Source organism: Natronosalvus vescus, from assembly GCF_023973145.1.
Classification (GTDB): Archaea; Halobacteriota; Halobacteria; order Halobacteriales; family Natrialbaceae; genus Natronosalvus; species Natronosalvus vescus.
Window position 1 is genome coordinate 399,638 of sequence record NZ_CP099546.1, and the last position, 20,129, is coordinate 419,766.

18 protein-coding genes are annotated in these 20,129 nt (G+C 66.1%); 8 read left to right on the top strand and 10 right to left on the bottom strand.

Going from position 1 to position 20,129, the window contains the following annotated elements:
• Positions 1–2 precede the first annotated feature (2 nt).
• The 5 genes from NGM68_RS01810 to NGM68_RS01830 are packed head-to-tail and all read left to right on the top strand — an operon-like array spanning position 3 to position 4,812.
• On the top strand, positions 3–860 hold the full coding sequence (locus NGM68_RS01810) for a hypothetical protein (RefSeq protein WP_252699954.1): 858 nt from the start codon (positions 3–5) through the stop codon (positions 858–860).
• Positions 857–2,242 carry a nitrous oxide reductase family maturation protein NosD gene (nosD, locus tag NGM68_RS01815; RefSeq protein ID WP_252699955.1) on the top strand — a complete coding sequence of 462 codons (1,386 nt, stop codon included), beginning with the start codon at positions 857–859 and terminating at the stop codon, positions 2,240–2,242. The genes NGM68_RS01810 and nosD overlap by 4 nt, the downstream gene beginning before the upstream one ends.
• A complete protein-coding gene (locus tag NGM68_RS01820) occupies positions 2,223–3,287 on the top strand; it encodes an ABC transporter ATP-binding protein (RefSeq protein ID WP_252699956.1) in 1,065 nt (354 codons plus the stop codon). The genes nosD and NGM68_RS01820 overlap by 20 nt, the downstream gene beginning before the upstream one ends.
• Positions 3,284–4,195 carry an ABC transporter permease gene (locus NGM68_RS01825; protein ID WP_252699957.1) on the top strand — a complete coding sequence of 304 codons (912 nt, stop codon included), beginning with the start codon at positions 3,284–3,286 and terminating at the stop codon, positions 4,193–4,195. Before NGM68_RS01820 ends, NGM68_RS01825 begins: the two co-directional genes overlap by 4 nt.
• Before the next feature lie 2 nt (positions 4,196–4,197).
• Positions 4,198–4,812 (top strand): nitrous oxide reductase accessory protein NosL, encoded by a 615-nt coding sequence (locus NGM68_RS01830; protein WP_252699958.1) that lies wholly within the window; start codon positions 4,198–4,200, stop codon positions 4,810–4,812.
• Positions 4,813–4,825: 13 nt separating this feature from the next.
• Here NGM68_RS01830 and NGM68_RS01835 read toward each other — a convergent pair whose 3' ends face one another.
• Together NGM68_RS01835 and NGM68_RS01840 are read right to left on the bottom strand one after the other, a co-directional pair.
• Positions 4,826–5,410, bottom strand: a complete 585-nt coding sequence (locus NGM68_RS01835) for a hypothetical protein (RefSeq protein ID WP_252699959.1) — start codon at positions 5,408–5,410, stop codon at positions 4,826–4,828.
• A 205-nt stretch (positions 5,411–5,615) separates the two neighbouring features.
• Complete coding sequence (locus tag NGM68_RS01840; RefSeq protein WP_252699960.1) at positions 5,616–5,816, bottom strand: hypothetical protein; 201 nt, start codon at positions 5,814–5,816, stop codon at positions 5,616–5,618.
• A gap of 171 nt (positions 5,817–5,987) precedes the next feature.
• Between NGM68_RS01840 and NGM68_RS01845 the strand changes: the two genes are divergently transcribed.
• Positions 5,988–7,142, top strand: a complete 1,155-nt coding sequence (locus NGM68_RS01845) for a nicotinate phosphoribosyltransferase (RefSeq protein ID WP_252699961.1) — start codon at positions 5,988–5,990, stop codon at positions 7,140–7,142.
• 27 nt (positions 7,143–7,169) lie between these two features.
• On the opposite strand, the gene NGM68_RS01850 is transcribed toward NGM68_RS01845, so the two are convergent.
• The 3 genes from NGM68_RS01850 to hemB all read right to left on the bottom strand — a co-directional run bounded on the left by NGM68_RS01850 (position 7,170) and on the right by hemB (position 11,350).
• Complete coding sequence (locus NGM68_RS01850; protein ID WP_252699962.1) at positions 7,170–7,772, bottom strand: TIGR00296 family protein; 603 nt, start codon at positions 7,770–7,772, stop codon at positions 7,170–7,172.
• Between the two features lie 258 nt (positions 7,773–8,030).
• The gene (locus NGM68_RS01855) at positions 8,031–9,755 is read right to left on the bottom strand and encodes an ammonium transporter (protein WP_252699963.1); all 1,725 of its coding nucleotides are present in this window, start codon (positions 9,753–9,755) and stop codon (positions 8,031–8,033) included.
• 542 nt (positions 9,756–10,297) lie between these two features.
• A complete protein-coding gene (gene hemB / locus NGM68_RS01860) occupies positions 10,298–11,350 on the bottom strand; it encodes a porphobilinogen synthase (protein WP_252699964.1) in 1,053 nt (350 codons plus the stop codon).
• A gap of 156 nt (positions 11,351–11,506) precedes the next feature.
• Here hemB and NGM68_RS01865 point away from each other — a divergent pair, with 156 nt between their 5' ends.
• Positions 11,507–13,078: a hypothetical protein gene (locus NGM68_RS01865; protein WP_252699965.1), complete on the top strand. Its 1,572-nt coding sequence runs from the start codon at positions 11,507–11,509 to the stop codon at positions 13,076–13,078.
• A 34-nt stretch (positions 13,079–13,112) separates the two neighbouring features.
• Here the strand turns inward: NGM68_RS01865 and NGM68_RS01870 are convergent, their stop codons facing one another.
• Positions 13,113–14,255 (bottom strand): SDR family oxidoreductase, encoded by a 1,143-nt coding sequence (locus NGM68_RS01870; protein WP_425493593.1) that lies wholly within the window; start codon positions 14,253–14,255, stop codon positions 13,113–13,115.
• Positions 14,255–15,802, bottom strand: a complete 1,548-nt coding sequence (locus NGM68_RS01875; protein ID WP_252699966.1) for a succinic semialdehyde dehydrogenase — start codon at positions 15,800–15,802, stop codon at positions 14,255–14,257. The genes NGM68_RS01870 and NGM68_RS01875 overlap by 1 nt, the downstream gene beginning before the upstream one ends.
• Positions 15,803–16,074: 272 nt before the next feature.
• Between NGM68_RS01875 and NGM68_RS01880 the strand changes: the two genes are divergently transcribed.
• Positions 16,075–16,659, top strand: coding sequence for a nitrous oxide reductase accessory protein NosL (locus NGM68_RS01880; RefSeq protein ID WP_252699967.1), 585 nt, complete (start codon positions 16,075–16,077; stop codon positions 16,657–16,659).
• 87 nt (positions 16,660–16,746) lie between these two features.
• Here the strand turns inward: NGM68_RS01880 and NGM68_RS01885 are convergent, their stop codons facing one another.
• The 3 genes from NGM68_RS01885 to NGM68_RS01895 all read right to left on the bottom strand — a co-directional run bounded on the left by NGM68_RS01885 (position 16,747) and on the right by NGM68_RS01895 (position 20,053).
• Positions 16,747–18,240, bottom strand: coding sequence for an outer membrane protein assembly factor BamB family protein (locus tag NGM68_RS01885; protein WP_252699968.1), 1,494 nt, complete (start codon positions 18,238–18,240; stop codon positions 16,747–16,749).
• A gap of 143 nt (positions 18,241–18,383) precedes the next feature.
• Positions 18,384–19,289: an ABC transporter permease subunit gene (locus NGM68_RS01890; protein WP_425493594.1), complete on the bottom strand. Its 906-nt coding sequence runs from the start codon at positions 19,287–19,289 to the stop codon at positions 18,384–18,386.
• Complete coding sequence (locus NGM68_RS01895; RefSeq protein WP_252699969.1) at positions 19,286–20,053, bottom strand: ABC transporter ATP-binding protein; 768 nt, start codon at positions 20,051–20,053, stop codon at positions 19,286–19,288. The genes NGM68_RS01890 and NGM68_RS01895 overlap by 4 nt, the downstream gene beginning before the upstream one ends.
• Positions 20,054–20,129 lie beyond the last annotated feature (76 nt).

Here is a 20,129-nt window from a genome sequence, read left to right on the forward strand (position 1 = left end):
CGATGGCCCGATCCGGACGACTCGCGACGATCGCCTCGCGCCTGACCGAACTCCGGCGGGCCCTTCCCCTCATAGCTGCGGCGCTGTTGTTGCTCGCCATCGCGTTACCGATGTGGCGAATTACGCTGACCGCCCCGCAGTACCCCGGTCGGGCGCTACCGGTCGAACTGTACGCCTATCCACGACTCGGCGGCGAGTACGCGGAGGTGCAACTGCTCAACAGGTACGTCGGGTTCTACTTCCCGGATCCGGTGTTCCTCGACCCCAACTACGAGGTGCACGAGAAGGCCGTCGCCGTGCCCGAGTGGTCGATCGGCCCGCTTCCGTTCATCGCGGTGGCCGCCGCCGGCGTGTTCGTCGCGCTGGCGCCGACCGCCCGAAAGCTCAAACTCGGCCTGACCTGCCAGCTGATCGGGACGATCGCCGTCTTTGCCGGCATGTTCGCCATCATCCAGTACCGACTCCACCAGGTCGGCCACTCGCTGGATCCGGACGCACCGCTACGAGGCGTCGAGGGCTTCACGCCTCCAGTACTCGGCCCCTACGAGATCGCGAACATCAGCGGCAACGCCTGGTTCGGCCCGGGCGGCTACCTGACGATCGCCGCCATCGGCCTCCTCGTCGTCGCCTTCCTCCTGCGCGACTCCGAGGCGACGCTGCGGGACGCGCCCGAACTCGTTCGCTCGAGTCTCGAGCGGCTCCGAAGACGGCTTCGCCGCGGGGAAGACGAGTACACCGACACTGACGACCAGCCTGCTGGGACGTTCCACGCGCCAGCCGACGAATTCGAGGCACCGTCGACTCGACGCACTGACTCGAGCGACGCCGACCCGATCGACAGGGGAGGTGAGCGCTCGTGAGAACCGACGCCTGGTTCGCCGGTCTCGCCGTAATCGTTCTAGCGCTGCTCCTCGCCACGGCGCTCGTCGCCGCGACGGGCGCGTCAGAAAGCGCCGAGAGCGCCAGCGACTGGACGCCCGACGTCCCAGACATCCACGACATCGACGAACCTACCGAACCCGGCGTCGCAACCCTCGACGGCGAACACTTCGACTCCGTGCAGGCGGCGGTCGACGCCGCCCAGCCGGGTGACACCGTCGTCCTCGAGGGCACCTTCGAGGAACACGTCACCGTCGAAACCGACGGCCTGACGATCGTAGCGGCCGAGCGAGACGGCGCCGTCATCGACGGCGGGGGTGAAGGAACCGTCGTCGCGATCGAGGCTCCGAACGTCACGATCGAGGGCGTCTGGATTCGTGACACGGGTCACGAACGCAATGGCGAACACGCCGGGGTCTTCGTCAACGGCTCCGACGCGACCGTGACGGACGTCCGACTCACCGACGTCAGTTTCGGCGTCTGGATCAACGGCGTTTCGGACGTCACCGTCGAGGGATCGATGATCGCCGGTCGAGAGGACGTCTTCCCGCTCACCGACCGCGGTAACGGCATCCACCTCTGGGACGCCGACGACGCCGTGTTACGAGACAACTACATCACCACCGTCCGGGACGGCATCTACTACTCGTGGTCGGAGGGTGTGCTCGCCGAGAACAACACCATGTGGGAGATGCGCTACGGCGTCCACTACATGTACTCGAACGACAACCACCTCGAGGGGAACGTCGCCGCGAACAATGACGTCGGCTTCGCGTTGATGGTCTCGGAGAACATCACGCTCGTCGACAACGTCGCCGCGAACAACGATGGCACCAGCGCCCACGGCATCCTCCTCAAGGACGTCGAACGCAGCGAGATTCGCGGGAACGCCGTCGTCGCCAACGGTAACGGCTTCTACATCTACAACGCCCAGCACAACCGGCTCGTGGACAACCTCGTCCTCGAGAACCCCGTCGGCGTCCACGCGACCGCCGGCTCGAGCGGCGGGGTCGTCGCGGGCAACAGCTTCATCGAGAACGACGAGCAGGCGTTCGCGACGACGACCGCGCAGATCGCCTGGAACGACTCCGACCGGGGCAACTACTGGTCGGACGCCAGCGCCGTCGACCTCGACGGCGACGGCACCAGCGAGGTTCGTCATCGACCCGCGGGAACGGTGGAACGACTCGTCCACGATCGGCCGCAGGCGGCGGTGTTCGCGGAGAGTCCGGCGTTCGACGCCGTTCGACTGGCCGAGAGTTCGTTCCCGGTCGTCGAATCCGCGGGCCTGATCGATCACCACCCGCTGGCGGAACCGCCACACGACAACTGGAGGGACTACTATGCAAATCACGATCACTGATATCCACAAACGATACGGCGACGTCGTCGCCCTCGACGATCCTTCCTTCGAGATTCCGTCGGGATCGACGTTCGGCGTCCTGGGGACGAACGGCGCGGGAAAGAGTACGTTATTCGGCCTGCTGGTCGGTCACGACCGGCCCGATAGCGGAACGATCGACGTCGGCGGCCTCGACGTCGAGGAGGCGGGACACCGCGTGCGCGAGCGCGTCGGCTTCCTGCCCGAACACAGCGGTTTCCCCGGCTCGTTGACGGGACGGGAAGTCCTCTCGACGCACGCCCGGATTCGCGGCCTCGAGAACCGCGACGAGCGGATCGAGGACGTCCTCGAACTCGTCGGGCTTAGCGATGCCGCCAATCGAGCGGTTTCCGGCTACTCGAACGGGATGGGCCGTCGCCTCGGACTGGCTGCGGCCCTGCTCCCGGAGCCACCAGTACTCGTTCTCGACGAGCCGACCGCCGGACTGGATCCGCGTGGCGTCGCGGCGTTTCACGACATCGTCACGCGCATCGGAAACGAGACCGATACCACGGTCGTCCTCTCCTCACACGTACTCAGCGAGGTCGAGTCCCTCTGTGATCACGTCGCGATCCTCCACGACGGTCACCTCCACGCCAGCGGCTCCGTCGAGGCGCTGTGTGCGACTGGCGACACCGCCACCGTCAGCGTGGCGACGACGAGTCCCGACGCTCGCATCCACCTCCTCGATGAACTACAACTCCGTGTCGAGGATCTCGAGGTCGTTCGCCACGACGGCTCGAGTGACCGACTCGAACTTCGTTGTGACCGCAACCGGGCGTTCGATCTCGTGGCGCACCTCGAGTCCGACCTTGTCGAGCGCTTCGAGGTGCGCGAACCCGGGCTCGAAGCGGCGTTCCACCGGGCGATCGATGGGGAATCGGTCTCGGAACCGGTCTCGGAATCGGTACCGGTGGCCGACGAACCGACCAGGGACGACGAGGTTCGGAGCGAGAGCACCGAACCAGCAGGAGGGGACACCGTCCTCGCCGAAGGGGACGCCGCCCCCGCGGAGGTGGGCCGATGACCCTTACGAGCGAGTACGAAGGTGACCTCGAGTCGGTCGAGCCGATCGACACGGCTCACGCCGACGAGACCACGTCCACCACGACGACGGCGACCTCGAAAGCCGTCGGCCGGCAGGTGCTGGTGCTCGCCGAATCGGAGTACCGACTGGCCGTCCGGAGTCGCTGGGCGGTCGCGCTGACCGGCATCTTCGCCGCGTTCGCCCTCGGGCTGACGACGTTCAGCGGCGCGAGCGTCAGCCCCGAGGGCTTCGACCGAACCGTCGCGAGCCTCGCGGTGCTGGCGGTCTACCTGGTTCCGCTGGTCGCGCTGGCGTTCAGCTACGACGCCATCGTCGGCCGGGAGGAGAGCGGCTGGCTCCAGACGCTGTTCTCCCTGCCCGTCTCGCGGGCCTGGATCGTCCTCGGCACCGGTCTCGGCCGAGGCGCCATCCTGACCAGTGCGACGATCATCGGCTTCGGCGTCGCGGGCGGCTTCCTGCTGCTCGAGTTCGGCCTGGCCGGCTTCGACACTTACGTCGCGTTCCTGCTCGCGACCGTCGCGCTCGGCCTGGCGTTTCTCGCCCTCGGCGTCCTCCTGTCGACGCTGGCGCGCGAGAAGACCCACGCGCTCGGCTTCGCCTTGCTGGCGTGGGCGTGGTTCGTCCTCGTCCACGACCTGCTCGCACTGGGCGTCCTGTCGGCGTTCGACCTCCCCGACGCGGCGCTTTCGGTGCTGTTACTCGCCAACCCGACGAGCGTCTTCCGGGCGCTCGTCCTCGGCAGTCTCGGCGCGGCTGGTGACGCTGGCTTCGCCTCCGTGCTCGCGGAGGCCGGCCTGTCGACCGGTGTCCTCCTCGGGGCGCTCCTCGCCTGGATCGTCGTGCCAATCGCGCTCGCGGCTGTCGTTATCCGCCGTCGGAGGGTCTAATCATGACTCCACAACACAATCGACAACACCACCATCACCACCGCCACGAGACACTCTCGCGTACCGACCAGAACCATTCGAGCGGCTTCTCGAGGCGTCGATTCCTCGCTTGCACAGCGATCGCGACGACGGCTGGGCTCGCGGGCTGTCTCGGCAACGACGACGATGACGCCCCGCCCGCAGAACCGATCGCCCTGACCGGCGGCCGCGAGTGTGCCGTCTGTGGCATGGTCATCGAGGATCACTACGGCCCCGCCGGGCAGGTGTTCTACGATGACGATGACGACGACCCAGTCACGTACGACAGCCTCACCGAACTCCTCGTCCACCACGACGAACAACGCCAGCGTGGCACCGACGCCCGCGGCGTATTCGTCACCGATTACTCGAGCGTCGACTACGACCTCGAGGAACAGGGCGGCTCGCCGTACATCTCGACCCACGCCGAACAGGAGGCGTTCGCGGACGCGACGGAACTGTTATATCTCGTCGACAGCGCGATACATGGCGCGATGGGCCCCGACCACGTTCCGTTTTCCAGCCGCGAAGACGCCGAGGCGCTTCGGGAGGACGTCGGCGGCGAAATCCGCGAGTGGGACGACCTGGTCGAGGGCTGACTCGAGAGCAGGGTTAGCGCAGGCCGAGATCCATCGTCCCGTCGCGCGTCCCAACGTCGATGGTACCGTTTCGATGGACGACGATGCCGAATCTGAGGAGGGTAATCCTGAGAACGGGATCGGTGGGCGATCCGCCGTCGCCCACAACCTGACTCTCGACGTCGAACGTGATCGACTCGAGCGTCGGTGAACCGGCGGTGATCGAGTCGACAGCATCCGACGGTACGCCCCTGATCGTTCCCTCGACGGCGAACGCGATCGCCCCGGGAGGGCCGGCGTTCGAGTGAGGATCGTCGGTCGATTTTTCGTTCGTGAGTGAGAGGTCGTCGACCCCGGGCGTTTCGATGCCGACGTCCACGGACTCGAGGCGAAGCGAGGCCTCGGATTGCAGGTCGGTCTCGATGGTTCGTGTCTGGTCGACGGTAATATCGATCCGTGCCGGTTTCAGGGACGCACCCTCGAAGGCACCCAGTAGTTCCGGCGTCATCGTGATCACTCCCTCGGCTGCGACGTCGAGCCGATCCGGTGGTCGAGCCTCGATGGCTTCGCTGGTCACCCGAATATTCTGATTTGCGTCGATATCGACTGTGACACTCATTGGTTCATAGCACCCCTACGCTATTCGGGACTACACGGCCCAGGGGCGAAATACCGTCGTGCTGCGCACAGACAGGTTCGATTCGGAGAATGACGTCGAACCAGCGAGTCGTCCTCCCTCGAGTGATGCTCGAGCGTCTACGCCCTGCCGGTTGATGCCGATCAGTGTCGCCGTTCGATACCGGACGCCATCGCCGCCGGTTCGATTATCGGAACCGACGGTATGCCCGAAGGAGCACCGATGCGACCGTTCCGACGCCGGGCACCCGTGATGAGAGCGCCGCGGCACCGAGTAACAGCAGTCCACTGAGCCGTCGCCCCTTCGAAAATTCCATGGCTGCATCGATCACTGTCGTCACCGTACTCGCGTTTTTCAGCACGTCCGTCTGGTTGCTCGTTGTTGCCATCGGTATCGAGTCGGTCAACGATTCCCGTAAGAAAACGCGGCCGGCTTGCAGGTGCTGGGTATTTCGACTGCGTTTCCCAGCCGTCGCTTCCGAGACTCGAGGCGACCCCGTCCGAACAGCGTGCCGAGTCGAAGAGAGTAGCTTTAACGCGCTCGCCCGGCAAGCGAGCGTATGTCGAATCCGTTTGGAATCGTTTCCACTGAGGCCATCCTCGAGGGGCAGGCGACCGACGCCTACTTCGAGCGAACCAGGACGACGCTCGAGCACGCGGGCCGGAACCCCCACGTCGTCGCCGAGGTGACGGCGGATCAGTTCCCGACCGGGTCGTTCGAGGTGTTCGCGGGCGTCCACGACGTCGCCCGGCTGTTCGAGGAACGACCCGTCGACGTCGACGCTCTCCCGGAGGGACAGCTGTTCGACGGCGGGCCGGTGATGCGCATCGAAGGGAACTACCTCGACTTCGCCGAACTCGAGACCTCGCTGCTCGGCTTTTGTTCCCAGCCCAGTGGATTCGCGACGGGTGCGCTCGAGGCTCGCCTCGCCGCGCCCGACTCGCTCGTGCTCTCCTTCGGTGCTCGCCACGTCCACCCCGCGATCACGGGGACGGTCGAGCGGGCCGCCCTGCTGGCGGGGCTCGACGGTATCTCCCACGTCGCGGCGGGCGAGTTGCTCGGCCGGGAGGCCGGCGGGACGATGCCCCACGCGCTCGTACTCGCCTACGGCGAGGGAAACCAGGCAGACGCCTGGCTGGCGTTCGACGACGCCGTTCCCGAGGACGTCCCGCGGATCGCGCTGGTCGATACGTTCTGGGACGAGAGTTCGGAGGCGCTGCTGGCGGCGGAGACACTCGAGGGTCGCCTCGACGGCGTCCGCATCGACACGACGGGGTCGCGACGCGGGGACTTCCGTCACATCGTCCGCGAAGTACGCTGGGAGCTCGATGCTCGAGGTTACGAGGACGTCGACATATTCTGCAGCGGCGGGCTCACCCCCGACTCGATTCGGGAACTCCGGAACGTTGCCGACGGTTTTGGGGTCGGCAGCCACATCACGGGCGCCGACAGCGTCGACTTTAGCCTCGACCTCGTCGAAATCGAGGGTGACCCGATCTCGAAACGCGGGAAGCTATCGGGGGACAAACAGGTGTATCGAACTCCCGACGGCGGTCATCACGTCCGGTTGGCCGATCAGACCGCCCCGGAGAACGGGACGGCGCTGCTCGAGCCACTGGTTCGTGACGGGGATGTCGTCCGGGAACCTGATCTCGAGACGGCCACAAAACGGTGTCTCGAGGACGCCGCTACCGTTGGATTCGGTCGCGAGTAGACGGGGGATTCGACGGCGACGGGAGACCTACAGCTCTTCGATGCTCCCATCGCTCGAGCGCTCGCGGAAGACCTGTCCCTCGAAGAGGGTGACGACGACGTCGTCGTCCTGCCAGGCCATCGGCGGGAGTCCCGCCTTCCGGCAGGTGCGGTCGAGGTACTCGCGCTCGCTCCAGCCGTTTTCGACCGGCACCGTTGGGTACAGCCAGCCTGTTTTGCCCCCGCCGTCGACGGCGACGCCGTGCGTGCCGAGCTCGAGGTCGCCGAGGGGGTCGTCGGTGAGGAGTACGTTTCTGACGGTACAGACGGAGACGGTGAGGTTCGAGAGCTCCGAGGGGGTTACCTCCGAGCCACAGGAATCCTCGCTGGCGGCCTCGATCGCCGCGTCAACGATGACGTGACCGAGCTGTTCTCCGGAACGATACCCTCCCGCACAGCCACGGAGACTGCCGCGCCCGCGCGTCGACTCGAGGCGGACGAACGCGCCGGTGCGTTCGTAGAACGTCTCGCGCATGCTGCCTGGATGTTCTCGTTGGCCGTGTCGTACGAAAGATTCGACGGACTCACGCGCGAGTTCGACCGCACGCGCCCCGTCTTCATAAGAGAGGTCTGCACCCTGTCGCTGGGACATACACACGAACAACGTCGTTGTTCCCCTAAAGCGCTTCCATTCGTGTGGGTGGATGTACACGATCGTGAGTAATTGATCCATAATCGGCTGACTTCGTGGGGGTCGACGTAATTATGCGGAGCGTGACCCGCTCGAGGCGGAGCGCAATTGAAACAGTGTGTACCCTGCAGCTAACCCGATACTCGAGGCGGTAGTCCTCAATTGTCCGTTTCGCCTCGCGCGCGATTCTGAAAGAAAGCGGGTGTTACTCCAGCCGAGTCAGACGGCTTCGACGCCGGTGTTGCCGGTGCGAATCTGACAGGCGTCGTCGACGGGGATGACGAAGATTTTTCCGTCGCCGGGTTCGCCGGTGTTCGCCGCCTCGCGAATCGCCGCGACGACGTCGTCGACCGGGATGTCGGCGACGGCACACTCGATTTTGATCTTCTGGTGGAGGTCGACGGCGTACTCCTCGCCGCGCCACTGCCCCATCTTTGCGGGCTGAGAGCCGCGACCGGAGACGTTCGTCACCGTTAGCGACGGGGCACCGACGTCGGCGAGCGCCTTCTTCACCGCACTGAGGCGGTCGGGGCGGACGATGGCGGTAACCATCGAAATCTCGCTCGTCACGGCGGTGCCGCCGTCGGCCCGCAGCGCGCCCCCGTCGGTCGCCAGTTCCGGCCGGCCGAACTCGGGGTAGGTGTCGACGCCGTGTTCGCTCACGTCGAGGCCGTCGCGCTCGTGTTCGGGCGTGACCCGCACCTGGCCGACGGCTTTGAACGCGCCGAAGATGGCCGCGGTCGCGACAACCGTCCAGAGCGTGAGGACGACGACGCCGAGAACCTGGGGGGCGAACGCGCTCGCCTCGATCGAGAGGATACCGCCGGCGATCAGGCCGCCGCCGATCGCCGTACCCTCGAGCGACCACAGTGGGTAGAGGACGAGCCCGAGCATGCCGGCGCTGCCGTGGACGGGGAAGACCGCGCAGACGTCGTCGATCTTGAGACGTTTTTCGACGAACGAAAACACGATCGGGAGTTGTGCCCCGGCCAGGAGGCCGATCGCGAGCGCACCCATCGGCGTGATCAGGTCGGTCGGACCAGTGACGCCGACCAGGCCGGCGAGCATGCCGTTGGCGGCGTACAGGGTGTCGACCTTGCCAGTGGTGTACAGCGACACGGCGGACGCGCCGAGGGCACCCATCCCCATCCCGAGAGCGGTGACCATGGCCACGCTGCCGACGTAGGCGAAGTCGCCGAGGACGACCGACCCGTTGTCCATCGAGACGACCGTGGCGGCGGTGCCGACGTTGAACCCGAACCAGCCGAAACAGAGGATCAGCGTGCCGAGGACGGCGAACGTCAGCGAGTGACCGGGGATGACGTTGCTGGTGCCGTCGTCGGTGAACTTGTCCAACCGGGCGCCGATCACCCACGCGGCCGTGAGTCCGGCGACGCCGCCGACGCCGTGGACGACCATGCCGCCGGCGAAGTCCGAGAAGCCCAGACTGGCGAGCAGCGGCGCGTCGGCACCGGGCGCGTACCAGACTAATCCAGCGGCCACCGGGTAGATGACCGCGGCGAGTAGGAAGGTGTAGGTGACGTACGCACGGAGTTTCGCCCGGCCAGCTACCGCCCCGGAGACGATGGTCGCGGCCGTCATCGCGAACACCGCGCTGAACAGCCACATGACCCAGTCGAACGATTCCGCGCCGAACATCGTCAGCGGGCTCGAGTCGCCCCCGACCAATGCCGCGCCGACGTTGTTGGCGATCCCCATCCCAATCAGGAAGAAGACGCCGATGCCGACCGCCCAGGTCAGCATGTTCTTCGTCAACTGGTTGGCAACGTTCTTCGAGCGAACCTGGCCCGCCTCGAGCATCGCGAATCCGGCGTGCATGAAGAAGATGAGGAACGTGACGACGAGCGCCCACACGAGGTTCATTCCGGTCACGAGCGTCTCAAGATCGGCGGTCGTCGCCTCGAGTGGAATGGACGTTAGCATACGTTCATCTCCGTGTTTCGTCCACCGAAACCGGATCTATCTGGACGAGTGTTCATCAATTCTGACCTATCCTTTGCGTTCATGCTTCGTATCACGGTTGATTCGGATGAGGGTGGATTGTATAAGGGTTAGTGTTGACGTTTGGTCACATCTGGGGTGTATTATACGGATGTCGCAGAAATACGGTGTCGTATAATGGTGTATAAGATATCTGTTCGCCCACTTTTCGGTACGAACGGACAGCCGTTGTTGACGAACGTCGACACCGATACGAGCGGGTGTGAGGCAAACGTTGCCGAAATCCGTCGATTGGCGGAATGCGCCTCGTCGAACGCGCTACTTCGACCGCTCGCGCGGCAGTATTTGCGAGCGTCCGGACGTGATCGGACTGTCGATGGACGTTCGGTCACTCTCGCGTGTTGCGGACGGTAATGCAGTGCTCTCGAGTACGGGAGACACGGCTTTACCCGTTAACTGGGTGTCACTCACGCCACCTAACAGAACCCAAATAACCGCCTCGAGTCGACGCACTCACCGACCCGTCAGCACAATTCCGCGACGTCCTCGGCGAAGTAGGTCAGAATCAGATCGGCTCCTGCCCGCTTGATCGACAGCAGCGACTCGAGCGCGACGGCCTCGAGGTCGAGCCACCCTTTCTCGGCGGCGGCGTGGAGCATCGCGTACTCCCCGGAGACGTTGTAGGCGGCGATGGGATGGTCGAACTCCCGGCGGAGGTCGCTCACGATGTCGAGATACGGGAGGGCGGGTTTGACCATCAGCACGTCCGCTCCCTGTTCCACGTCGAGGAAGACTTCCCGAATCGCTTCCCGGCGGTTAGCCGGATCCATCTGGTAGTGTCTTCGGTTGCCGAAGGCGGGTGCACCGTCGGCGGCGTCCCTGAAGGGGCCGTAGAAGGCGCTCTCGTACTTGGCCGCGTAGCTCATCACCGGGATGTCGGTGTGCCCCTCGTGATCGAGTGCGTCCCTGATCGCGCCGACCATCCCATCCATCATCCCGCTCGGGGCGACCATCTCCGCGCCCGCCGCCGCGTGGGAGACGGCGATTTTCTCGAGCCTCTCCAGCGTGGCGTCGTTGTCGACGGTGAGGCCGCGGCTGGCGGTGGAGTCGTGCTGATGGTCGGTGCGGTCGGTTCGGTGACCGGGTTCGCCGTCGTGGTGGTCGTCACCCTCCCCAACCCCTGGCTCGAGCGGCCCACAGTGACCGTGATCGGTGTACTCACAGAGACAGACGTCCGTGATCACGTAGGCCTCGGTCTCCGCGGTGATCCGCCGTGTCGCCTCCTGGACGACGCCGTCTTCGGCCCACGCCCGCGTCCCCTCGGAGTCTTTCGAGTGGGGAATCCCGAAGAGCATCACCGCCTCGACGCCGGTCTCGAGTACCTCTTCGACGCGGGCGACGGCGTCCTTGATGGGCACACGCTCGTGACCGGGCATCGACTCGATGGGCACGCGCTCGTCGGTCGTCGCGTCAACGAACACGGGGGCGATGAAATCCGACGGGGCGAGAGTCGTCTCGCTGACGAGCCCCCGAATCCGATCCTTTCGGAGTCGCCGGGGACGGTGTGTGAGATCCATACGCGACCCTACCAACGGAACGGGCAAAAGCGGTGCGCTCGAGCGGTGCGGTCTGTCGACCACCAACGAACCTCCGAAGTGGGGGCGTCTCAGAACACTAAAACGCCGATTTGAGTTAGCCGGAAACTTATGCCTGAAGACTGAGTTCGCTCGAGTATGAGACGCCGACGATTTCTCGCAGGGATGGCGGGTGCAAGTGCCACCCTCGCGGGGTGTACGGCACTCGGAAACGGTGACGATCCGAGCGATCGCGCCCCCTACGGAAGTGCGGATCCGGACTGGATCGACGACGGCGACGATGTCGACGCGAACGGCGATGAGGAACCGCCCGACGACGAGGGTTCCGAGGGCCCCACCGTCTCCCTGTTCGACGAGCCGACCGTCGTCGACTTCGAGACGGCACCCCTGACGGCGGCCGTCATCGACGGATCGACGTTCACGGCAGACGGGCTCGCGGTGGCGGTCGACTTCGAAAGGCCCGCGACCGCAGCGAGCCCCGCGACGCTCACCGCAACGGTGGCCAATCAGCACTCCTTCGAGCAGACGTTTCGCTCCCGTCGTCTGCCGGGACTCGATTCGCCGACGATGTTGCGAAGGCGAGACCCTGATCGCCACGTCGTCTTCCTCGCGCCGACGCCCGAGCATCCCTTCGCCGAAACGACACCGACGTACGACCGGGACGAGAACGGGCGCTGGCGTCTCGAGTCCACCACTGGGGAGTGGTTCCCGGAGACGATCACGCTCGACCCCGAGGAGACGGTCGTCGGCGAGTACGTCCTGCTCGGTCACCCCGACTCGACGGAGCCGGCGATCGGGGCCGGTCGGTACCGGATCGGGCGTGGCGACGGCGGGTTCACGATCGCGTGCTGGTCGAGCGAGCGACCGGGGCCGGAGACGACGTCGACGTTCGAAGGGGTGACCGTGCCGTCGTTGCCGGACGATCAGCCCGACCCGTCGGTTCCCGAGACCGGCGAGAGCGACGAGAACACCGGAACCCGCTGGTTCCACGAGGCGACCCCCGAGACCGCAGTCTTCCTCGAGGCCGACACGGAATCGATCACCGCCCCGGGGTCGATCACGTTCTCGCTGGTCAACCACGGCCGGGACACGCTGCAGGGCAATCCCTACCACTGGCGGCTGTACAAACTCGTCGACGGCCGGTGGCTTCCGATCGAGCCGTGGGGGTGGCCGATGCCGATGGGGCGTCTCTCACCCGGTGACGTCCACGAGTCCACGCTCGCGTGTTACGCCGGCGAGCCGGTGGCCTGTGACCACGCCCGATCCGTCGGACACCTCGGCGGTGGCCGATACGCCTACACCGCTGGCTACAGCGGGGGCGCCGAATCAAACGCTCACGCGGCGATATTCGACCTCGAGGCGCCCGCGGTCGCCGTCGACCTCGAGGACGACGCGGTCGTCGACCGACGCGACGAAAAAACCGTCGTCACGCTGCCGGAGTACGGTGAGGGTAGACAGCCCGCGACGATGACGGTAACTCACTCGAGCGACGACCCCGATCAGCAACTCCTGCCGGAGCAACTGTACCGGCAGCCGTTCCGGAGCCTTCGGAACACGCTCCCGGCGTTCGAGTCGGGCGTGCAGACTGTCCACCTCCGGGCCGACCGGAACGTCGTCGGACAGCCGTTCAGGGAAGCAGACACGGATGCACACACGATTAGGTACGAGGACACGGTCTTTGAGGTGTCGTGGTCGCTCGAGGACGAGTAAACGGCTGAATTCTCGGTCGCGTCGTACACCATACTCAGATCATGGCCTCGTCACCCACCTCGGGGTGCGCTCGGACGAACCTCACGAGGTCGTCGACGTAGGCGTGAAACGGCGGACACTCGATGCCGGTGCCTGCAAGCGCTCGTTGCGTGTTTGGACAGGCATAGCGCGTCGGGTGGTCGAGGTAGTCGACGGTTGCCGGCTCGGCCGGCAGCCCTGCCGACTCGAGGCCCGAGAGGACGGCTCGAGCGACGGGCTTTGGGGTCGGCACCGAGACGACGCGGTGACTCATCGCATCGGCGAGCGCGTCGACGAACGCCGGCACCGAACACGGGGCGGGATCACACAGCTGGTAGACCTCGCCGACGGTATCCTCGCGAGCGCTCAGGTGGGCGATGGCGTCGATGACGAAATCCTGGGGGACGACGTTGAGTTCGGCGCCACTGGAACCTGGCAGGGAGACCGCGAACGAACACGCTGCGGGCTGGGACAGGAGGAGACGGAGAAGGTAGTACGGGCCGTCGTACTTCCCGGTTTCGCCGGTTTCGCTGTCACCGACGACGATCGCGGGGCGGTAGATCGTCGCTGGAAGCCCCGATGCCATGCGCTCTTGCACCGCCACCTCTGCCCGGTACTTCGTCTCCTCGTAGTGGTTGTTGAACGACTGGCCCTTCTCGAGGTGATCCTCGGTGAAGACGCCGTCGTAGCGGCCGCTGACGTAGCAGGTGCTGACGTACTGGAACCGGTCGACTTCGAGGGCCTCGGCCGCGTCGAGGACGTGTTCGGTGCCACGCACGTTCACCGCTTCGGCCAGGTCAGCGTCGACGCCGAGGTCGTAGACGGCCGCCAGGTGGTACAGTTCGTCAACCGTCGAGAGCGGCTCGAGCCCACCGCCTTCGTCCAGGCCGAGATCCGGCTCGGTGATGTCGCCCTCGAGCAGCTGAATCGCGTCAGGATCGACACCGGCATCGCTGGTGAGCGCCCCGGCTCGACGCTCGGCTTGCTGTCGGTAGCGTGACTGGATTAGACAGGCGACCGGTTCGTCGCCGCGGGCGAGCAACCGCTCGAGCAGCGCGGAGCCGAGGAAGCCGGGGAACCCGGTGAGCATCACCCGCGGATCGCGGGGATGGCGTCGCGGCCGGCTTTTGCTTCCAGCGCCGTCGCCGATGTCGCTCATCACAGCCACCTCGAGAGGCGCCGTCTGACGTTGGTCGCCGCGAGCAACGACCGGGTTGTCCACGTCGCTGGCACTCCCGATGGCGGCGCGAGCGACCCGATCCGCGAGCTGGCGATCGTCTTGGACTCGAGATACCGTTCGATTCCCTCGGGGCCGTGACGTCGGCCCAGCCCGGAGTCGCCGACCCCGCCCATCGGCGCATCCGTAGCCGCCCAGCCGGCGATGTAGGCGTCGTTGACGCAGACGGTACCGGCCTCGATTTCCTGGGCGAGCCGACGACCTCGTTCGCGGTCACCCGTCCAGACGCTCGCGTTCAACCCGTAGTCGCTGTCGTTTGCTGCCTCGATCGCCGCTCGAGGACCGTCGACGGGGGTGACGGTGACGACGGGGCCGAAGGTCTCCTCCTGGGCGACTCGCGCGTCCGGATCGACGTCGGTCAGAATCGTCGGCTCGTAGACGAACGGACCGACGTCCGGGCGGGCCCGCCCACCGGTCAGGACGGACGCCCCGCGGCCGACGGCGTCGTCGACGTGCTCCTCGACGCGCTCGAGCTGGGCGTCGTCGATGAGCGAGCCGACGTCGGAGCCGTAGCCGACCTCGGTGCCGAGGGACAGACGGCGGGTTTCGCCGACGAACGCGTCGAGAAACCGCTCGTAGATCGCGGACTCGACGTAGAGGCGCTCGGCGGCGAGACACAGCTGTCCGGCGTTCGTGAAACAGCCCTGGACGGCGCCGCGGGCGGCCTCTTCGAAATTCGCGTTGGCGAGGACGATCATCGGGTTCTTCCCGCCTAACTCGAGCGAACAGTCGATCAGGTTCCGTCCGGCCCGTTCGGCGACGGCGCGGCCGGTTTCGGTGCTGCCGGTGAACGCGACGTAGTCGACCCGATCGACGAGCGCCGGGCCGACGACCGATCCGTCGCCGGTAACGACCTCGAAGACGCCATCGGGGAGGCCCGCTTTCGCGAGCAGTTCGGCGAGCGCGAGCGCGATGAACGGCGTCTTTTCGTCGGGCTTCAGGACGACGGCGTTGCCCGCGAGCAGGGCGGGGACGGCGTCGGTGATCGACAGGGTCAGTGGATAGTTCCAAGGGGAGATGACGCCGACGACGCCGACCGGCTTCTTCGTCACCGTCGCGTCGGTCGCGAGCGGAAACGCCCCGTCTCGGGTCTGGTCGGCGAGAATCGACTCAGCTCGGCTCGCATAGTATGAACAGGTCGTCGGCACGTCGAGCAGTTCCTCGACGGCGTGGGCACGGGCCTTCCCCGTCTCGAGCTGTACCAGATCGAGCAGTTCCTCGCGTCGCTCGAGTACGAGGTCGCCGAAGTCCTCGAGGATGGCTGCCCGTTCGGCGGGGTCGAATTCGATCCACTCGGATTGGGCCGCCTGGGCGCGGCTGACGGCGGCCGCAACGTCGTCGTCGGTACAGCGAGGGATCTGCCCGATTGGCTCGTCAGTGGCGGGTGCCGTGACGGTGATCGGCTCGCGTTCGGGGGCGTCCGTGGAGACGCGACCGGTGATTTCTTCGAGCCATTTTTCGTTCGTCATAGTCCGCTCGAGGTGTCCCGGTAGCGACGGCACTGTCATGTCAGGGGGTATGAATTGGAGCGACCTGTAGCTATCGTAGTGATGGGGTGTTCGCTCCGCTCATAGCAGGCGCTCGGGGACAACCGACCGGCCCGAGCGACGCACGCTGACGACGGTGGTCGACACGAGTGACCCACACCGGTGTCGGAGAGCGGCACAGACGACACGCCCTCCCAGAATGGGTTCGACGCGTGTACCAGACGGGCTTTACCCATCGGACACCGATTCTCCGTATGCGCGAACACGAGTCCACTGTGTCGCTGCCGGTGTCTCGACGACGCTTGCTGGCGCTTGCGGGCGTCGGAACCCTCGGTGCGGTTGCCGGCTGTCTCGATGACAACGACACACCGGACGCCCAGGAGTTCACCGACGAGGACGCCTGCCAGAACTGTGGCATGCTCGTCACCCAGCAACCCGGGCCCAGCGGGCAGGCGTTCTACGACGACCACCCCGACCTCGAGGACGGGTGGGCCCCCTTCTGTAGCGGCACCTGCACCTACGGCTGGACGCTCGAGCAGGGGAACGCGGGCAACGATCCGCTCGTCACCTACCTCACTGATTACGCCATCGTCGACTGGGGGGTCTCCGACGACGGCGACCTGCGTTTCATCTCGGCCCACCACGACGGCGACGAGCAAGCGGACGCCACTGATCTCACGATGGTCACCGGAAGCGAACTTCGAGGGTCGATGGGACAGGATCTGATCGGCTTCTCCGATACGGACGAGGCCGAGGCGTTGCAGGACGAGTACGGCGGCGAACTCGTCATCCACGACGAGGTCACCCTCGAGCTGGTCGATAGTCTCGGCGGAATGTGAGCGGAAACGGTGTGCTTGCTTTCGCTGGGGTGGGCAATCGGCGACAAATTGATGCCCCGTTCCCTACGAGGTGTCTCGAACGCTTCGTTACTCGGTCGATTCGTCGGTTCGGGCCCGGCGGCGAAGCCACTCGAGTCCGAGCGCGCCGCCGATGAGCCCGGCACCGGTCGTAAATCCGGGCGAGCCGTCGGCCGGGAACGATGCGACGTCCGACGTTTCGACGCTGTCGTCCCCGTCCCCTTTCCCGTCGCTGTCGTCCGTCGCACTCTCGTCCGCGTCGTCTACGGAGCAGCCGACGCTGTCGTTTTCGTCGTCCTCACTCGAGTTGTCGTCTCCGTCCTCGTTTGGCGTTTCGTCCTCGCTCGTTGACTCTCGGAGGGCGACGAGCTCGCCATCGTGGTCGACGTACAGGGTTTCGTCGCTGATCGCCCGAATCTGCCCGATCGGGGCATCCGTCGTCGTCAGTGACCAGCGTTCGCTTCCGTCGTGCTTGTCGAGGGCGACGAGCGCCTCATCGTACTCGCTCCACTCCGCTTCGGCGTCTCCGAAGTGCACGTAGACCGTGTCGCCACAGACGACGCCCTGTCCGGCGTTGTACGCACTCGAGACGTCCCAGCTTGGATCGTCTCCCTCGGGGGCGCTCGCGAAGAACGAATGGTTGTTCCCACTGACGTAGATCTCTTCGCCGAGAGTCGTTTCGTGGCGGGTTTCAGACCAGATCAGTTCCTGCAACTCCCCGGTCTGTGCGTCGTGGACACCCTGCTCGACGTCCGACCACCAGTCGACGATGACTGCGTTCGAATTCGCGTGAATCGGCCCCGCGAAGTCCTGGTAGACCTCCTCGTCTCGCCAGACGTCCTCGCCGGTCGTCGGCTCCACCGCGTGGACGGTTCGTTGCGTCGCGGCGTACACCACGCCGTTCGCGGCGGCGGGAGATCGGTTGAAGCCGAACGTGTACTCCTCGTCGCTCCCGGGAGTCGTGACCGTTACCGAATCGCGTGCCCACCGCGTCGAGCCATCGCCGATCTCGAGGGCGTACAGCGCGCCGTCGGCGACGACGTAGACGCCGCCGTAGCCGACGGCGTGTTCGCTCACTTCCCCGTCGCCGGCCAGTTCGCGCTCCCACCGAACGCGCCCGTCTTCGCGGTCGAGCGCCACGATCCCTGCTTGGTTTGCGAGGACGACCGTCTCACCGATGACGGCCGGATTGGCTGCCTCGACGTCGGCGTTCGTCCAGACGACCGTTCCGTCCGCGGCGTCGACGGCGATGACGCCCTCGGCGCTCGAGGTGTACACCGTGCCGTTGGTGATGGCGACCGAGCCGTCGTGATCGACCGACCAGGCGGCATCGAGCGCCCCGGCGTCGAACTCGTAGGTGGCGTCGACGTCTCTCGTGTGGCCGGGGTCGCCCCGGTAGGACGCCCAGTCTTCGTCCATCTCGGGCATTGGGTCGATGCTGGGGTCGAGGAGGGCGTCGGCGTCGCCAGCTGTGGCACCCGCTGTTGTCGTCGAGGCGAGACCGATCCCGGCCGCGAGTGTTGCACCTGTCGTGAGAAATGTGCGGCGATTGTACGTGGACATGTGATGGCTGTGTCACGCCGCCCTCAATACTATCGGGCGTATAGCGGACGATCCTACTTTCGAAACTGTTGCAACACGAAAAAACCGGCGATAAATCAGCCATGGCTGTCGAAATTGGCTCTCCATCGGGAGGCGATGGCCGGTCAGACTCGGTCGACGGCGACGGTCGCGACCGCCAGCGAAGCGACCGTCCACAGCGCCAGCCCGAGCAGGCTCGCAATCGGGGACGCCGTTCGCGGCCCCGGCCCCGAGGCGGCGATCACGGCCGTCTCGAGGACGAGTCCACGGAACGCGCTGAGGGGGCTCAGCGCCAGCGTGTAGATGAGCGATCCGTCACTGATGAACCCCGCCGAAAATCCGTAGACGATCGCGAGGTCACCAGCCAGGAGCACTCCCAGTAGCGCGATCACCGTCAGTGCGAGTGCACTCCTGGCGGTACTCGCGACCGCCGAAATCGCGACCGCGACGGCGAGGACGACGAGCCCGAACACCGCGGCGAGGACGATCAGCCGGAGGAACAACAGCGGCGAGTCCGCACCGGCGTGGGTCGCGTAGATGCGGATCGTCTCCCGCTCGGTGAGGGCGACGGCGGCGAAGACGGCCAGCAGCGGCCCAACGATGGCGACGACCAGCCCGGCCGCCCGCCCGACGTAGACGCCGAGGACGACCTGCCAGGCCGAGACCGGATACGTTCGCAACACTTCGAGTTCTCCGCGCCGGGTGTCGGCCAGGATCGCCCGGTAGCCGAAGGCGACGGCGACGATTGGGACGAGCAACTCGAGGGGCGTCAGCAGGTCGACGATGGTGGGGACGTAGCCGGCCCGAACGCCGCCACCGGCCCACGCGACGCCGAGGAGAACGACGGTCAGCGACGCTGCAAGGACGGAGAAGGTCGGCGTCCTGGCGACGGTGTGGAGTTCGCGGCGGACGATCGTCGAGAGAATCGAGACGGAACCGGGCGCGTGTTCGTGGCGTCGGCGCGCTGCCTTCGGCACTGTCTCGTCGGGTTCCTCGAGCGCCGCGGACCCGGATCCGGACTCCGAGCTCACGTCGACTCACCTCTGACCCGAACAGTTCCGGCCTCTCCTACGACCGAGGCTTCGTAGGCCTCGAGAAGCGACGTCACCTCGAGTTCGTCGACGATCGACGCCGGCGCCCCCGTCTGTACGAGCCCGCCATCGTCGAGCAGCGCCACGGTGTCGGCGTGGCGGTCGACCAGCTCGAGGTCGTGTGAACTCACCAGGACGGCCTGGCCGCTCGCGGTCAACTCGTTCGCGACGTCGAAGACGTGCGCGCGCATCCCCGGGTCGAGCCCGCTCGCGGGTTCGTCCAGGACGACCACCGGCGGGTCGCCGATCGTCGCCTGTGCGATGCCCAGGAGCCGGGTCATCCCTCCCGACAGCGCCTCGACGTTCCGATCGGCTGCCGCTTCGAGCCCCACGTGCTCGAGATGGGTCATGGCGACGTCGGCGTCGGCACCGACGAGTTCGGCGTAGAACGTGAGCGTCCGCCGGACGGTGAAGCCGGGGCGGAACGACGGCTGCTGGGGGAGGTAGCCGATGTCGCGAGCCACGTCGGGGCCGCGATATTGCAGCCGTCCCGCGCTCGGACGGAGAAGTCGGGCCATGATCCGGAGCAGCGTCGTCTTGCCCGAGCCGTTCGGCCCGATCAACGCCGTCATCTCCCCGGCGGGGACGCCGAGTGAGACGCCGTCGAGCACGTCGACGCTGCCGTAGGCGTGCTCGATGTCGCTCGCCTCGAGGATCGCCTCGGATGGCTCGGTCGTCGCTTCGGTGGATGTGTTCGGTGTCACGGGTGGGATTTGCTGTGTGATGCTGTTGCGTGGGGTTTACTGTGTGATGCTGTTGTATGGGGTTGCTATGTGGGAT

What these genes read in the sequence shown, in the direction of transcription:
- NGM68_RS01855 (WP_252699963.1), bottom strand. Translation starts at nt 9,755, where the DNA reads ATGCTAACGTCCATTCCACTCGAGGCGACGACCGCCGATCTTGAGACG.
- NGM68_RS01835 (WP_252699959.1), bottom strand. Translation starts at nt 5,410, where the DNA reads ATGAGTGTCACAGTCGATATCGACGCAAATCAGAATATTCGGGTGACC.
- NGM68_RS01820 (WP_252699956.1), top strand. Translation starts at nt 2,223, where the DNA reads ATGCAAATCACGATCACTGATATCCACAAACGATACGGCGACGTCGTC.
- NGM68_RS01865 (WP_252699965.1), top strand. Translation starts at nt 11,507, where the DNA reads ATGAGACGCCGACGATTTCTCGCAGGGATGGCGGGTGCAAGTGCCACC.
- NGM68_RS01840 (WP_252699960.1), bottom strand. Translation starts at nt 5,816, where the DNA reads ATGGCAACAACGAGCAACCAGACGGACGTGCTGAAAAACGCGAGTACG.
- NGM68_RS01810 (WP_252699954.1), top strand. Translation starts at nt 3, where the DNA reads ATGGCCCGATCCGGACGACTCGCGACGATCGCCTCGCGCCTGACCGAA.
- NGM68_RS01880 (WP_252699967.1), top strand. Translation starts at nt 16,075, where the DNA reads ATGCGCGAACACGAGTCCACTGTGTCGCTGCCGGTGTCTCGACGACGC.
- NGM68_RS01845 (WP_252699961.1), top strand. Translation starts at nt 5,988, where the DNA reads ATGTCGAATCCGTTTGGAATCGTTTCCACTGAGGCCATCCTCGAGGGG.
- NGM68_RS01830 (WP_252699958.1), top strand. Translation starts at nt 4,198, where the DNA reads ATGACTCCACAACACAATCGACAACACCACCATCACCACCGCCACGAG.
- NGM68_RS01885 (WP_252699968.1), bottom strand. Translation starts at nt 18,240, where the DNA reads ATGTCCACGTACAATCGCCGCACATTTCTCACGACAGGTGCAACACTC.
- NGM68_RS01870 (WP_425493593.1), bottom strand. Translation starts at nt 14,255, where the DNA reads ATGAGCGACATCGGCGACGGCGCTGGAAGCAAAAGCCGGCCGCGACGC.
- hemB (WP_252699964.1), bottom strand. Translation starts at nt 11,350, where the DNA reads ATGGATCTCACACACCGTCCCCGGCGACTCCGAAAGGATCGGATTCGG.
- NGM68_RS01850 (WP_252699962.1), bottom strand. Translation starts at nt 7,772, where the DNA reads ATGTCCCAGCGACAGGGTGCAGACCTCTCTTATGAAGACGGGGCGCGT.
- NGM68_RS01825 (WP_252699957.1), top strand. Translation starts at nt 3,284, where the DNA reads ATGACCCTTACGAGCGAGTACGAAGGTGACCTCGAGTCGGTCGAGCCG.
- NGM68_RS01875 (WP_252699966.1), bottom strand. Translation starts at nt 15,802, where the DNA reads ATGACGAACGAAAAATGGCTCGAAGAAATCACCGGTCGCGTCTCCACG.